Annotated in this window: 15 protein-coding genes; 6 read left to right on the top strand and 9 right to left on the bottom strand. The window is 67.6% G+C overall.

The window, feature by feature from the left end:
• Positions 1-15: 15 nt before the first annotated feature.
• From tolQ to ribD, 8 genes are read right to left on the bottom strand one after another with little or no spacing between them, the layout of a single operon-like run.
• Entirely contained in the window at positions 16-738 is a 723-nt protein-coding gene (tolQ, locus tag AC1DMS_RS04665) for a protein TolQ (RefSeq protein WP_012748214.1), read from the bottom strand.
• Positions 735-1,193, bottom strand: a complete 459-nt coding sequence (locus tag AC1DMS_RS04660) for a YbgC/FadM family acyl-CoA thioesterase (protein ID WP_018904626.1) — start codon at positions 1,191-1,193, stop codon at positions 735-737. The genes tolQ and AC1DMS_RS04660 overlap by 4 nt, the downstream gene beginning before the upstream one ends.
• On the bottom strand, positions 1,190-2,386 hold the full coding sequence (locus tag AC1DMS_RS04655) for a pyridoxal phosphate-dependent aminotransferase (RefSeq protein ID WP_478081606.1): 1,197 nt from the start codon (positions 2,384-2,386) through the stop codon (positions 1,190-1,192). The genes AC1DMS_RS04660 and AC1DMS_RS04655 overlap by 4 nt, the downstream gene beginning before the upstream one ends.
• Complete coding sequence (gene nusB, locus AC1DMS_RS04650) at positions 2,383-2,934, bottom strand: transcription antitermination factor NusB (protein WP_319426430.1); 552 nt, start codon at positions 2,932-2,934, stop codon at positions 2,383-2,385. Before nusB ends, AC1DMS_RS04655 begins: the two co-directional genes overlap by 4 nt.
• Positions 2,931-3,401 carry a 6,7-dimethyl-8-ribityllumazine synthase gene (ribH, locus tag AC1DMS_RS04645; RefSeq protein WP_028254111.1) on the bottom strand — a complete coding sequence of 157 codons (471 nt, stop codon included), beginning with the start codon at positions 3,399-3,401 and terminating at the stop codon, positions 2,931-2,933. Before ribH ends, nusB begins: the two co-directional genes overlap by 4 nt.
• Positions 3,402-3,406: 5 nt before the next feature.
• On the bottom strand, positions 3,407-4,561 hold the full coding sequence (gene ribBA / locus AC1DMS_RS04640) for a bifunctional 3,4-dihydroxy-2-butanone-4-phosphate synthase/GTP cyclohydrolase II (protein ID WP_478081608.1): 1,155 nt from the start codon (positions 4,559-4,561) through the stop codon (positions 3,407-3,409).
• Positions 4,558-5,223 carry a riboflavin synthase gene (locus tag AC1DMS_RS04635; RefSeq protein WP_026284004.1) on the bottom strand — a complete coding sequence of 222 codons (666 nt, stop codon included), beginning with the start codon at positions 5,221-5,223 and terminating at the stop codon, positions 4,558-4,560. Before AC1DMS_RS04635 ends, ribBA begins: the two co-directional genes overlap by 4 nt.
• A 55-nt stretch (positions 5,224-5,278) precedes the next feature.
• Entirely contained in the window at positions 5,279-6,406 is a 1,128-nt protein-coding gene (ribD, locus tag AC1DMS_RS04630; protein ID WP_478083368.1) for a bifunctional diaminohydroxyphosphoribosylaminopyrimidine deaminase/5-amino-6-(5-phosphoribosylamino)uracil reductase RibD, read from the bottom strand.
• Positions 6,407-6,427: 21 nt separating this feature from the next.
• On the opposite strand from ribD, the gene AC1DMS_RS04625 reads away from it, so the two are divergent.
• From AC1DMS_RS04625 to AC1DMS_RS04600, 6 genes are read left to right on the top strand one after another with little or no spacing between them, the layout of a single operon-like run.
• Positions 6,428-7,111 carry a GspH/FimT family pseudopilin gene (locus tag AC1DMS_RS04625; RefSeq protein WP_478083367.1) on the top strand — a complete coding sequence of 228 codons (684 nt, stop codon included), beginning with the start codon at positions 6,428-6,430 and terminating at the stop codon, positions 7,109-7,111.
• A gap of 11 nt (positions 7,112-7,122) precedes the next feature.
• The gene (gene pilV / locus AC1DMS_RS04620; protein WP_478083365.1) at positions 7,123-7,662 is read left to right on the top strand and encodes a type IV pilus modification protein PilV; all 540 of its coding nucleotides are present in this window, start codon (positions 7,123-7,125) and stop codon (positions 7,660-7,662) included.
• Entirely contained in the window at positions 7,659-8,462 is an 804-nt protein-coding gene (locus AC1DMS_RS04615) for a PilW family protein (protein WP_478082022.1), read from the top strand. Before pilV ends, AC1DMS_RS04615 begins: the two co-directional genes overlap by 4 nt.
• Positions 8,459-9,145 (top strand): pilus assembly PilX family protein, encoded by a 687-nt coding sequence (locus tag AC1DMS_RS04610; protein WP_478082020.1) that lies wholly within the window; start codon positions 8,459-8,461, stop codon positions 9,143-9,145. Before AC1DMS_RS04615 ends, AC1DMS_RS04610 begins: the two co-directional genes overlap by 4 nt.
• 20 nt (positions 9,146-9,165) lie before the next feature.
• Positions 9,166-12,504 (top strand): pilus assembly protein, encoded by a 3,339-nt coding sequence (locus AC1DMS_RS04605; RefSeq protein WP_478083363.1) that lies wholly within the window; start codon positions 9,166-9,168, stop codon positions 12,502-12,504.
• 24 nt (positions 12,505-12,528) lie between these two features.
• Positions 12,529-12,975: a type IV pilin protein gene (locus tag AC1DMS_RS04600; protein ID WP_028254348.1), complete on the top strand. Its 447-nt coding sequence runs from the start codon at positions 12,529-12,531 to the stop codon at positions 12,973-12,975.
• Positions 12,976-12,990: 15 nt separating this feature from the next.
• Here the strand turns inward: AC1DMS_RS04600 and nrdR are convergent, their stop codons facing one another.
• Positions 12,991-13,434, bottom strand: a complete 444-nt coding sequence (gene nrdR, locus AC1DMS_RS04595; protein WP_012748200.1) for a transcriptional regulator NrdR — start codon at positions 13,432-13,434, stop codon at positions 12,991-12,993.

Raw genomic sequence — 13,434 nt, 5'->3', positions numbered from 1 at the left:
GCGCTGGACCTCCGCTCAGCGGTTGGCCGGAGCCGCCGAAGTTGCCGACGCCACCGCGGCCGGATTGGCCGAAAGGTTGCGCTGCAGGATGTTGGAGAACTCCTCGATGTAGGTCTCCAGGGCAATCGCGATCTTGTCGATCTCGCGTGCGAAGCGGTTGTAGCCCACGACCGCCGGAATGGCGGCGAACAGGCCGATGGCGGTGGCCACCAGCGCTTCGGCAATGCCGGGCGCCACGGTGGCCAGCGTCACCTGCGCGAGCGCGGCCAGGCCGGTGAAGGCATGCATGATCCCCCAGACCGTGCCGAACAGGCCCACATACGGCGACACCGAACCCACGGTGGCGAGGAAGGACAGGTTCTGCTCGGCCGCGTCGAGTTCGCGCTGGAAGCTCGCACGCATGGCGCGGCGGGCACCGTCGAGCAGCGTGGGCGCGTCGCTCACATGGCGCTCGCGCAGCTTCTGGTACTCGCGCATGCCCGAGGCGAAGATGCGCTCCATGGGGCCGGCGAACTTGGCGTTCTGCGCGGCCGAGGCGAACAGCTCGTTCAGGCTGGTGCCCGACCAGAACTCGCGCTCGAAGTCGTCGTTGAGCGCGCGCATGCGGCGCAGCGCGAAGTACTTGCGGATGATCGCGGCCCAGCTGGCGATCGAGACGATCACGAGCAGCAGCACGACCAGTTGCACCACGAAGCTCGCATGGAGCAGGAGATTGATGATGGAGAGGTCTTGGTTCATGGCTTGAAAGGTTGAGTCATGGAGCCGCCGCAGCGCTCGAGGGTTCCCGCAACTTGGGCCGGTATGCGCGCAGGACGCAATGTGGAGGCATCCACCCAGCCGATGCGGATCGTGCCTTCGCACAGCAGGACGGGTGCCGCGGCTCCCGTTCGTTCTTGCTCTGTTTTTGATAGCACCTGTTGACCGATTATCAACGACGCCGTGCCCAGTTGTCGGAGATCGGCTGTAACCAGCAGTTCGTCGTCGAGTCGGGAGGGGCGATGGTATTTGAGCTGCGTTTCGCTCACCACGAACTGGCCGCCGGTTTCCTCGCGCAGCTTTCGCTGCTCGATGCCCAGCGAGCGCAGCCATTCGGTGCGCCCGCGCTCCATGAACTTGAGGTAGTTGGCATAGAACACGATGCCGCCGGCGTCGGTGTCTTCCCAGTAGACGCGGATCGGAAACGCGTAGCTCATCGGGCGGGGTTCGCGATCATCGCGCGCAGGCGCTCGACCGATTCCTGCAGGTGCGCCATCGAGCTGGCGGTGGAGAAGCGCACGAACCGGCTGGTCTCGGCCGTGCCGAAATCGCGGCCCGGCGTCACGGCCACATGGGCGCGCTTCATGGTTTCGAAGGCGAAGTCCCAGCTGCCCGAGATGCCCAGCTTCTCGGCGACCGCGGTGCAGTCGGCCCAGGCGTAGAAGGCGCCATCGGGCACCACCGGCACGTTCAGGCCCAGCGCATTCAACTGCGGAATGAACCAGTCGCGGCGCGCCTTGAACTCGGCGCGGCGGCGCTCGTATTCGGCAATGCTCTCGGCCTCGAAGCAGGCCAGCGCGGCGTACTGCGACACGGTGCTCGCGCAGATGAAGAGGTTCTGCGCCAGCCGCTCGACCACCGGCACCAGCGCCTCGGGCACCACCAGCCAGCCCAGGCGCCAGCCGGTCATGTTGAAGTACTTGCTGAAGCTGTTGATGCTGATGACGTTGTCGTCGATGGCCAATGCCGTCTGCCCGAAGGCATCGTCGTGCGAAAGGCCCAGGTAGATCTCGTCGATCAGCGTGATGCCGCCGCGCTGCGACACCACCTCGTGGATGCGGCGCAGTTCATCGGGCGCGATCGAGGTGCCGGTCGGGTTGGAGGGCGAGGCGAGCAGCACGCCGCGCGTCTTCTCGGTCCAGGCGGCCTCGACCTTGGCGGCCGTGAGCTGGAAGCGCTCTTCGGCGGTGGTGGGCACCAGCACGGCCTTGCCGTCTGCGGCGCTCACGAAGTGGCGGTTGCAGGGATAGCTGGGGTCGGGCAGAAGGATCTCGTCGCCGGATTCGATCAGCGCCAGGCAGGCCAGCTGCAGCGCAGCCGAAGCCCCCGCGGTCACCACGATGCGGCGCGCCGGCACGTCGACGCCGAAGCGCTGTGCGTACCAGCCGCTGATGCGCTCGCGCAGCAGCTCCAGGCCGGTGGCCTGGGTGTACTGCGTGGCGCCGGCACGCACGGCGCGCGCGGCGGCTTCCTGCACCAGCGGCGGGGCGGTGAAGTCGGGCTCGCCGATGTTCAGGAAGATCATCGGCCGGTCGGTGTGGGCCACCTCGCGTGCGAGCACGCCGGCGGCCTTGGCCACCTCCATCACATAGAAGGGTTCGATGCGCTGCGCGCGCGCCGAAATTCTCACGCTCTGGCCTTGCCCGAGGCCCGGTCGGCCTCGACCTCGGCGGCGCGCAATTGCGGCGCCAGGCCGTTGAGCACGGCGTTCACGTACTTGTGGCCGTCGGTGCCGCCGAATTCCTTGGCAAGCTCGATGCACTCGTTGAGCACCACGCGCCATGGCACGTCCAGGCAGTGCTGGAACTCGTACACGCCGATCCACATCACGGCATGCTCGATCGGCGATATTTCTTCGAACTTGCGGTCCAGCAGCGGGCGGATCAGTGCGTCGAGCTGCTCGGCGCCTTCGATCGAGCCGTGCAGCAGCGCGTCGTAGTGCGCGGCGTCGGCCTTGTGGAAGCCCGCGAGGTCGCGCGTGAAGTGGTCGATCTCGGTCGGGTCGTTGCGGCCCACCAGGTGCTGGTAGAGCGCCTGCAGCGCGAACTCGCGCGCGCGGCTGCGGTTCGATTTGGCCGAGGCCTTGCGCGCGCCGGTGCTGGTGAGGCCGGTGCGCACTTGCCGCGCCGGGCGCGGCTTGGCGCCGGCTGCCTTGTTGTCGTTGTTGTCTTCGGTCATGTGAGGGAGGCCAGCAGCCGCGCCATCTCGACAGCCACCTGGGCCGCGTCGCGGCCCTTGTCGGTCTGCCGGGCAATGGCTTGTTCGAGGTTTTCGGTCGTGAGGATCGCGTTGGCGATGGGAAGGCGATGGTCGAGCGCCACGCGGCTCACGCTCGCGCCCGATTCGTTGGCCACCAGTTCGAAGTGGTAGGTCTCGCCGCGGATGATGCAGCCCAGCGCCACCAGCGCGTGGTAGCCGCCGCGCACGGCCATGGCCTGCAGCGCGATCGGCACTTCGAGCGCGCCGGGAACCTGCACATGGTGGACGTCCTCCGCGGCGACGCCCAGCTTCTCGAGCTCGGCCAGGCAGGCGGCGGCGAGCGCATCGGTGATGTCGGCGTTGAAGCGCGCCTGCACGATGCCGATGCGCAGGCCTTTTCCGTCGAGCGGCGTGTTGTGGTCAGCGCCCTTGTTTGCACCTTGCATGGTGGTCAGTCTTTCGTGAGGTAGCCGGCAATTTCGAGGCCGTAGCCCGCGGCCATGCTCGGCATGCGGCGGGGCGTGCCGAGCAGGTTCATCTTGTGCACGCCGCATTCGCGCAGGATCTGCGCGCCGATGCCATAGCTGCGCAGGTCCATGCGGCCGCGCTCGGGTGCTTGCGCGGGGCGCGCGGTGCCGTCGAATTGCGCGAGCAGCTCGCCGGCCGTTTCGCCGCAATTGAGCAGCACGGCCACGCCCTTGCCCTCGTTCGCGATGTGCGCGAGGCTGGCGTCCAGGCTCCACGAGTGCAGGGAGCGGTTGATTTCGAGTGCGTCGAGCACCGAGAGCGGCTCGTGCACGCGCACCGACACCGTGTCGTGGGGCGCCCACTTGCCGCGCACCAGCGCCAGGTGCACGCCGCGGCTCGGCTTGTCGGTGAAGGCATGGGCGGTGAAGCTGCCCCAGGCGGTCTGGATCTCGCGGCAGCCGACCTTCTCGACCAGCGATTCGGTGCGGCTGCGGTGCTCGATGAGCGCGGCAATGGTGCCGATCTTCAGGCCATGCTCGGCCGCAAAGAGCTGCAGGTCGGGCAGGCGCGCCATGGTGCCGTCCTCGTTCATCACCTCGCAGATCACCGAGGCGGGCGAGCAGCCGGCCATCGCGGCCAGGTCGCAGCCGGCTTCGGTATGGCCGGCGCGCATCAGCACGCCGCCGTCCACCGCCTGCAGCGGAAAGATGTGGCCGGGCTGCACCAGGTCGCTGGCCACGGCATTGCGCGCCACGGCCGCCTGCACGGTGCGGGCGCGGTCGGCGGCCGAGATGCCGGTGGTCACGCCTTCGGCCGCCTCGATGGACACGGTGAAGGCCGTCGAATGCTTGGCGCCGTTGCGCGACACCATCGGCGGCAGCTGCAGCCGCTCGCACATCTCGCGCGAGAGCGTGAGGCAGATCAGCCCGCGCGCATGGCGCGCCATGAAGTTGATGGCCTCGGGCGTGATGTGGTCGGCCGCAATGACGATGTCGCCTTCGTTCTCGCGGTCTTCCTCGTCCACCAGGATCACCATGCGACCGGCGGCGAGCTCGGCCACGATCTCCTCGACCGAGGAAATCGGCGCGGGCGCCCGCGTGCCGCGGGGAGTGCCGATGGGCGTGACGGAAGCGTTCATTCGGCGGTGTCCTTGGAATACGTGGAAGGAGTCGGCACCAGGACGCCGGCCTGGAGCATGCGCTCCACGTAGCGCGCCACGGTGTCGATTTCGAGATTGACCCTGGAGCCGGCCTGCAGGCTGCCGAGGGAGGTGTTGTCGACGGTGTGCGGGATCAGGTTGATGCTGATTTCCGCGCCGCCGTCGATGTCGCTCACGCTGTTGACCGTGAGGCTCACGCCGTTGACCGTGATCGAGCCCTTGTACGCCAGGAAGCGCGCGAGCGCGGGCGGGGCCACCACGCGCAGCTCCCAGCTTTCGCCCACGGGCGCGAAGTGGCTGACCGTGCCGATGCCGTCCACATGGCCGGAGACGATGTGGCCGCCCAGCCGGTCGCTGGCGCGCAGCGCCTTCTCGAGGTTGATGCGGGCGCCTTCCTCGGTCAGCCCCGCGGTCTTGTCGAGCGATTCGGCCGAGATGTCGATGGTGAACTGCTGCCGGGCGGGGTCGAGCGTGGTCACGGTCATGCACGCGCCGTTGAGCGCAATGCTGTCGCCGAGCCCGACGTCGGCCAGATAGCCGTCGGGCACCGCAATGCCGAGTCTTTTGCCGTAGGAGGAGGAGGGGCCGAGGTCGTGGATGGCGGCGATGCGCCCCACGCCGGTGATGATTCCGGTGAACATCCGCGCATTTTCGCAGACATCGGGGGTCCGCCCGGCGGGCGCCTGCATTCGCCCGCTAGAAAGCGTCCCTTCCGGCGACCCGGGCCACGATCCGCAGGTCCGGCCCGATCCGCTCGATGGTCCTGAATTCCAGCGGCAGCGCGCCGGCCAGGTCGGCCAGCGGCCCGCCGGCGTGGATGCCGGAGGCCATGTCGAGCCCGTCGCCGATGAGCTTGGGCGCCAGGTACACCAGCAGCTCGTCGACCAGGCCCTCGCGCAGCAGCGAGCCGTTGAGCTTGTGGCCGGCCTCGACGTGGAGCTCGTTGACCTCGCGCCGGGCCAGATCCCGCAGCATCGCGGCCAAGTCGACCTTGCCCTGTGCATTGGGCAAGTAGGCGATGGTGGCGCCGCGCGCTTCCAGTGCGGCGGCCTTGGCCTCGTCCTGCGCCGCGGCGTAGATCCAGACGGGCCGCCCAGCCATGAAGATCCGCGCGCCGGGCGGGGTCTGCAATTGGCTGTCGACTATCACCACGTGCGGCTGGCGCGTGGTTTCCACCAGCCGTACGTCGAGCCGGGGATCGTCCTCCAGCACCGTGCCCACGCCGGTCAGCACCGCGCTGGCCCGCGCCCGCCAGGCGTGGCCGTCGGCGCGCGCCGGTTCCGAGGTGATCCATTGGCTCACACCATTGCGCAGGCCGGTCTTGCCGTCGAGCGAGGCGGCGGCCTTGAGCCGCACCCAGGGCGTCTTGCGGACCATGCGGCTGAAAAAGCCGATGTTGAGTTCGCGCGCTTCCTCCGCGCCCGGCCCCACCTCGACTGCCACGCCCGCGGCGCGCAGCCGCTCGAAGCCCTGGCCCGCCACCAGCGGGTTGGGATCGGCCAACGACGCCACCACCCGACCGATGCCCGCCGCCGCCAGCGCATCGCAGCAGGGGCCGGTGCGGCCATGGTGCGCGCAGGGCTCGAGCGTGACGAAGGCGGTGGCGCCGGCCACCGAATGGCCGCGCGCCGCGGCATCGCGCAGCGCCATGACCTCGGCATGCGGGCCGCCGGCCTGCTGGGTGCGGCCTTGGCCGATCACCGCGCCGTTCGCGTCCACCAGCACGCAGCCGACGCGCGGATTGGGATCGGTCTCCGGCCCGGCCTGGCGTGCGAGATCCAGGGCCTGGGCCATGAAATCCACAATTTCATTTGCATTTGTCATTTTTTATTAAATCAAATCTATTTGGAAATCAATTTAAAAACAATTGAAGTCGATGATCCATTGATCCGTTTATTTCGACCGCTCATCGTTCAATGGGTGGTCAATATGAATTGGCCAAATAGAATTTTTAAAATTGCAGTCAGGGAGAAAGGTCTGCCGCTCCAGCCATTTGGGCGAGGCGGCGGACGGTACAACATGAAAAACGGATTCTGCGCGTCCGTGAGGACGCGTTCCCGCAGAAGCGGAACTCCGCGCGGCTTCACGCTGGTCGAAATGATGGTCGTCATCGTACTGGTGGCCATCCTGCTGGCACTGGCGCTGCCCAGCTTCAACAGCCTGATCGAGAAGTACCGCGTCGAGGGCATGGCGTCGGCTCTGGTGGCGAGCGTGAGCCATGCGCGTGCCGAGGCGGCTCGGCACGGGCAGCCCGTGACCATCCGGCAGCGTGCGGAGTGCAGCGGCGCAGACTGGAGCTGCGGCTGGGAAACCGTGGTCGGCAGCGGCACCGGGTTCGAAATCCTCCAGCGGCAAGACCCTGACACGCGCGTTGCAATCCAGAAAAGCGCGCTCGGGCCCATGGCCTTCGATCCCATGGGCCATTTTTCGAGCGTCGCCCGCATCAGCTTCCACCCGGTTGGAAGCGCCAGTTCATCCAACGACGTCGCTGTGTGCCTGTCGCTCGGCTGGCGCGTCAGGCGATGCTGAGGGGGCGGAACGTGCCGATCAATTCGATTCGCGCGCCGCGCGGCCAAGCGGGCTTCTCGATGATCGAGGCCCTGGTGGCCATTCTCGTGCTCTCGTTCGGCCTGCTCGCGCTGGCCGGCTTCCAGCTGCGTGTGCTCTCCGACAGCGTGGGCGCGAGCAACCAGAACATCGCCGCGCTGCTGGCCGGCGACATGGCCGATCGCATCCGTGCGAATCCCGTGGCCGGTGCCGTGTCGGCCAGCCCCTACGTGGCCGGCTGGTCGGCGGCGAACGCCACCGCGCCCACCCCCGCGTGCGCAGGAGCGAAGGCCCGTTGCACCGCCGCTCAATTGGCGGCCCACGATCTGTGGACCTGGAAGCAAAGGGTGGCGAGTGCGTTGCCCGGCGGCGTGGCCGACGTGCAGAGCAAGAAGGCCGTCGGCGGCCTGCTGTTCGTGCACATCGCCTGGGACGAGCCCGCTGCAGTCAACCCGATCGCACCCGATTCGGCCTGGGGCTGCCTGCGCGGCAAGGCCTGCCAGGAAGCCGTCGTCGCGGTGCCCCAACCATGAACAACAAGACATTTGCTCACCACCTGCGGCAGGCCGGCTTCACCCTGGTCGAAGTCCTCGTCGCGCTGATCATCGGCATGCTGGTGGTGCTGGCCGCCATGGCCAGCATGCTCGGCACGCGCAGCACCGCTGCGACCGGCGACGACGTCAATGTGCTGCACCAGTCGTCGGCGCTGGCATTCAGGCTGCTGGGCCAGCAGATCCGGCAGGCCGGCTACTTCCCGATCGATGCCACCGGGCCGCTGTACTACTTCGATGTGAACGCGGGCACCAAGCTCGATAGCGAGCCGGCCTTCTTCGCGATCAAGGGGCAGGAGGCGGCCGCCGGTTCGGTGAACGACACGCTCAAGGTCGGCTTTGCGCCGAATCCGGATTTCTTCCATGACTGCCTCGGCCAGGTGGCCAAGGACTCGGCGGGCGCAGCGTACACCCCTGGCAACCCCGCGGACCCTGCGAACGTGCGGCTGATCACCAGCGAATTTTCGGTGGTCAGCGGCACCCTGCGGTGCCTAGGCAGCGGCAATACCACGCCAAAGCCGATCATCGACGGCGTCGAGCGCTTCGATGTCATGTACGGCATCGGCGATGCCGGAACCGAACGCGTGGTGCGCTACGTGACGGCCACGAACGTCGCAAGCTTCGATCAGGTTCGCACGGTGCGCGTGTGCCTGCAGCTTGCGGGCACTTCCAGGAGCAACCCGGGCGGCAGCTACGTCGACTGCGATGGTTCGTCGCGGACCAGCAGCGACGGCAGGCTGCGCCGCGTCTACACGGCGGTGTTCGCACTGCGCAATCTATGAAGCACTTTCAGGTCCCCGGCAGACGCTCGGCGCAGCAGCGCGGGTTCTCGCTGTTCATCGTGCTCATCATGCTGCTGCTCTCGGCGCTGCTGGCGGTGGGCGGTGCGCGGACGGCCCAGCTGCTCGAATCGATGGCGGGCAACCAGCGTGATTACCAGCGTGCCTTCGAGGCCGCCGAAGCCGCGCTGCTGGATGCCGAGCGCGACATCCGGCAGCAGGCCTTCGATGCCGCGACCCAGACCTACGTGGCGTGCTCCGCGCTCGTGAGCTCGCCTTGCCGCAAGGCCGCCGATGGCCGCGTGTTTCCCGACCGGGATACCGGCTGGGTGACCGCCTACGTGGGCAAGGGCGCCAACAGCTGCGATCGTGGCATCTGCTACTTCGCCGGGACCGACTCCGTGGGCGCCGCTTCGGGCAGCGAGGCCTACCGGTTCTGGACCCGTTCCGCCTACGTGGACCAGTACGCCGCCTACGGTGCATTCACGGGCGCGCCGACGGCCGGCAATCCGGCCCTGGCCAGCGCCCGGTACTGGATCGAAGTGATCGACCGCGCGCGCAGCGACGAGCCGCTGTACCGGATCACCGCGCTGTCCACCGGCGCGCGCGCCGCAAGCACGGGCGGCGGTACGCGGGTCCTGTTGCAGATGTCCTTCGACCCGGCCGCGGTCAGGAAAGTGAATTGAGCATGGCGGGAAGAATAGATATGAACATCCATAGGTTTTCGAGGAACGCCATGCTGTGCGGCCTCGTGCTGGCGCAGACCGCCGGGCACGCCGCGCAATATCCGCTGTCCCAGGCGCCGCGCAACACCGCGGTCAAGGAGCCGGCGCCGAATGTGATCGTGTCGGTCGACAACTCGGGCAGCATGGCGGCGTCGTCGCGGGCGTCGGACGGAAATTGGGCACCGCCGGCCGGAACACCCACGCGGCTCGAAGCGCTGAAGACCGCGCTCAGGGACAACTTCTCGGCGGCCAACATTCCCAACGGCCGGATCCGCCTTTCATGGCAGGCGATGAACAACAACAAGGACGGCAGCTGCGTCGGATTCTTCGGCGACCCTGCGCCCGGCATCTATCAGGCCAGCAGTTGTCTCGTCAATGGCCGAGCCAATGCGAACCTGATGCGTTCGCTGGACGACACGCACCGCGCCAATTTCATGAGCTGGGTCGACGCCCTGGCCGCGGAAGGTGGAACACCCTTGCACGCCATGATGACCCGCGCTGGCGAATACATGATGACCACCGGCCGGTACAGCCCGTACTCGGATGACCCGGGCGCGGAGGGTGCCACTCAGTCGAGTTGCCGCAAGTCCTTCCATATCTTCATGACCGACGGCGACTACAACTTCTTCGGCTTCAACCCGGATCCCGCGGCGCTCAACATGCCGGCCATCGGCAACGCGGATGGAACGAGTCGCGCCCTGCCTGACGCCGTGACCTATGTGCCGCGCGCGCCCTACAAGGACAACGCGGGTGCCGTCAGCAACAGCGCCAACTGGAGGAAGTACGGTTCCGGGTGGAGGCCGACGGCGGAATACCGGCCCACGTTGGCCGACATGGCATTTCACTACTGGGCCACTGACCTGCAACCTGGGGTGTCGAACAATCTCAAGAAGATCGTTGCCGAGGCAGGCGATGCCATCATAGGGACGGCAACGGTCCCCGAATACTGGAATCCCAGAAACGATCCCGCCACCTGGCAGCACCTGACCACCTACACCATTGGCTTTGGCGCTGCGTCGTCGTGGACCGGCGCCCCGGCCATCTCGGCAGTCGCGTCGCAGCCCACCTACAGCGGGGACTATGCACGCCTGGTCGATGGGCGGGCTGCCTGGCAGGATCCGTTGGCGAGCACCTTGGCAGCGACGGGGAGATGGCGTTCAGGAGGCGGTGCCTATGGCTATTACCACGAACTCGACGCCAACGCCGCCGCCGTGCGCATGGACCTCTGGCACGCCGCGCTCAACAGCCGCGGCACCTTCACGCCAGCGGCGAATGCGAAGGCGCTCAGCGATGCCTTCCGGTCCATCCTCTCGCAGATCCTGCTCAACACCAGTGCCTCGCTGACCTCGATCTCGGCCAGCGGCTCCAGGGTTTCGACCGCCACTTCGGCCTACCAGGCCGGCTACGATACGGCCGACTGGTCGGGCAAGCTGACGGCCACGCCGTTCGGCAGCAACGGCAAGCTGGCCGCCGCGCCCGCGTGGTCGGCGCGCGAACTGCTTGATGCGCGCATGGCTGTGCCCGGCGCGCACGACGGCAATCGCAAGGTGCTGAGCTTCTCGGGCACCAGCGCCGCGGCCAGCGGGGCGGGCGTGCCGTTCCGGTGGGCCAGCCTGAGCGAGGCGCAGAAGGCGGCGCTCAAGGGCAGCACCGGAACCGACGCGGCAAGCACCGCGCTCGGCCAGGGCGTGCTCGACTTCCTGCGCGGCGACCGCAGCAACGAGGGCGCCGGCCTCAACCTGCGCAAGCGCGGCCATGTGCTGGGCGACATCGTGGGCTCCAGCGTCCGGTATGTGGGGAAGCCCAACAGCGGCTTCACCCATGAAGGCTATGCCGCATTCGCCTCGACCATCGCCCGCGCGCCGATGGTCTATGTGGGTGCCAACGACGGCATGCTGCATGCCTTCAACGCGGGCACCGGCCAGGAGGCGTTCGCCTATGTGCCGGAAGGCGTCTATGGCACGGCGGCGGCGCCCCAGCTCAAGAAGCTCAGCGAAAGCACCTACTCGCACAGGTACTACGTCGACGGCAGCCCGTTCGTGGCCGACATCTACATGGGTTCGGCCGCCGACGCCAAGGCCACCGACACCGAGAAGGCGAAGCTGTGGAAGTCCTTCCTCGTGGGGACGCTGGGGGCGGGCGGCAAGGGGTACTTCGTGCTCGACGTCACCAAGCCCGAGAACATCGGCGAGACCAACGCCGCCGACGTGGCCCTGATCGATACCACCGCGGTCGCAGACGACGACCTCGGCCACCAGTTCCAGCAACCCGTGCTCGATTCCTTTTCGAGGCGCGCGCTGCAGGTGGCGCGGCTCAACAACGGCCGCAGGGCCGTGATCCTGGGCAACGGCTACAACAGCACGAGCGAGAAGGCGATGCTGTGGATCCAGTACCTCGACGGCGACAAGTCCGTGCTGAAGATCCCCGCGCCGGCCACGCAGGCCGCCGGCACCGGCAACGGGCTGTCGGCGCCGCAGGTGGTGGACCGCAACGGCGATGGCAAGGTCGACTACGTCTATGCCGGCGACCTGCTCGGCAATCTCTGGAAGTTCGACCTGAGCAGCAGCAAGAGCAGCGACTGGAAGGCGACCCTGGGCGCATCGAGCCTGGACGACGCGCCGCTGTTCGCCGCCGGCGCCACGCAGCCGATCACGGCCGCGCCGCTGGTCGTCGACCATCCGCGCGGCGGCTACATGGTGATGTTCGGCACCGGCCGGCTGTTTGCCGCCGGCGACGAAGGCAGCACCGCCCAGCAGTACCTGTACGGCGTCTGGGACCGCGCCAACGGCAGCACGGGCACCGCGGCGCTGGCCGACCTGGTGGCGCAGACCATCGGGACCGGCACGGTCAAGGAAGGCGACGTGGAATTCCGCACCGCGTCGAACCACGGCGTGAGCTACAGCGGCTCGGGCGGCAAGCGCGGCTGGTATCTGGAACTGGGAACCGCGGGCGAGCGCATCGTCTATCCGGGCGATGCGCTGAGCGGCAGCGCGGGGCTGTTCTCGTCCACCATTCCCGGTTCGGCGAGCAATTCGCTCGACTGCGCGCCGGGCACCAGCGACGACGGCTGGTCGATGGTGATCGACTTCTTCAGCGGCGTGGTCCCCGACGGCATCGCCTACAACGGGTCCACCAGCGCGCTGGGCAGCTACCTCGGCTTCCGGAACCATTCGGGCCGGGACGACATCGTCTTTCGGCCGCAGGACGCCGCGGAGAAAGGCAAGCACGTGATCTGCAATGCGGCCGGCGGCTGCAACGAGACCGAGCTGCCGCAAGCCGTGCGCCGCTTCGGCTGGCGCAACCTGATCTCGTGGAATTGACGCCGCATGAACAAACATCCTGAAATGCAGGCCCGCAAAGAGCGGATTCGCCCGCGCGGCTTCACGCTGGTCGAACTCATGATCGTGACGGCGGTGATCGCCATCCTGGCCGCGATCGCCTACCCGAGCTACACGCGCTACGTGTTGCGGGCCAAGCGGGCCGATGCCAAGCAGCAGCTGCTGCAGGCGGCGCAATGGACCGAGCGCTACCTGACGGCCAACGGCCAATATCCGCCTTTAACCGTTGCGCTGCCGGCGGGGCTGAACCAGGCGCCATCCTCCGGCACGGCAAACTACACCATCAGCTATGCGGCCCGGGACGCGACCAGCTACACGCTGCGGGCCGTGCCGCAGGGCGCGTCGGCCGCCGACGAATGCAAAACACTCACGGTGAACCAGCAGGGCGTCAAGCTGGCGGCCGGCCAGACCAGCGCTTCGAATGCGCTGGTGCAGGCCTGCTGGAACCGCTGAGCGCGGGGCTCTTCTTCAGATGTCGCGCAGCAGCTGCCGGAACTCGTCCACGTCCTCGAAGCTGCGGTAGACCGAGGCAAAGCGCACGTAGGCCACCTTGTCGAGCTTTTTCAGTTCGCGCATCACGAGTTCGCCCACCTTGGTCGAATCGATCTCGCGCAGGCCGCTGGCCAGCAACTTCTGCTCGATGCGCAGCAGGGCGTTGTCGATCTGCTCGATGCTGACCGGGCGCTTGCGCAGCGCCAGCATCATCGAGGCGCGGACCTTGCCCGATTCGAAGTCGGCGCGGCTGCCGTCCTTCTTGACGACCACCGGAAAGTTGACGTCGGGCCTCTCATAGGTGGTGAAGCGCTTGTCGCAGGCGCTGCACTGGCGGCGCCTGCGCACGAAGTCGGCGTCTTCCGAAACGCGGGTCTCGACGACCTGCGTTTCGAGATGACCGCAAAAAGGACATTTCAT

The organism is Variovorax sp. 05T418, from assembly GCF_056396385.1.
Note: the sequence above shows the minus strand (reverse complement) of the source record. Positions and strands in the feature narration are given on the sequence as shown.

Excerpts from the sequence above, each read along its gene's own strand:
- tolQ (WP_012748214.1), bottom strand. The coding sequence starts at position 738 with ATGAACCAAGACCTCTCCATCATCAATCTCCTGCTCCATGCGAGCTTC.
- AC1DMS_RS04660 (WP_018904626.1), bottom strand. The coding sequence starts at position 1,193 with ATGAGCTACGCGTTTCCGATCCGCGTCTACTGGGAAGACACCGACGCC.
- nusB (WP_319426430.1), bottom strand. The coding sequence starts at position 2,934 with ATGACCGAAGACAACAACGACAACAAGGCAGCCGGCGCCAAGCCGCGC.
- ribH (WP_028254111.1), bottom strand. The coding sequence starts at position 3,401 with ATGCAAGGTGCAAACAAGGGCGCTGACCACAACACGCCGCTCGACGGA.
- ribBA (WP_478081608.1), bottom strand. The coding sequence starts at position 4,561 with ATGAACGCTTCCGTCACGCCCATCGGCACTCCCCGCGGCACGCGGGCG.
- AC1DMS_RS04635 (WP_026284004.1), bottom strand. The coding sequence starts at position 5,223 with ATGTTCACCGGAATCATCACCGGCGTGGGGCGCATCGCCGCCATCCAC.
- ribD (WP_478083368.1), bottom strand. The coding sequence starts at position 6,406 with ATGACAAATGCAAATGAAATTGTGGATTTCATGGCCCAGGCCCTGGAT.
- AC1DMS_RS04615 (WP_478082022.1), top strand. The coding sequence starts at position 7,659 with ATGAACAACAAGACATTTGCTCACCACCTGCGGCAGGCCGGCTTCACC.
- AC1DMS_RS04610 (WP_478082020.1), top strand. The coding sequence starts at position 8,459 with ATGAAGCACTTTCAGGTCCCCGGCAGACGCTCGGCGCAGCAGCGCGGG.
- AC1DMS_RS04605 (WP_478083363.1), top strand. The coding sequence starts at position 9,166 with ATGAACATCCATAGGTTTTCGAGGAACGCCATGCTGTGCGGCCTCGTG.
- AC1DMS_RS04600 (WP_028254348.1), top strand. The coding sequence starts at position 12,529 with ATGCAGGCCCGCAAAGAGCGGATTCGCCCGCGCGGCTTCACGCTGGTC.
- nrdR (WP_012748200.1), bottom strand. The coding sequence starts at position 13,434 with ATGAAATGTCCTTTTTGCGGTCATCTCGAAACGCAGGTCGTCGAGACC.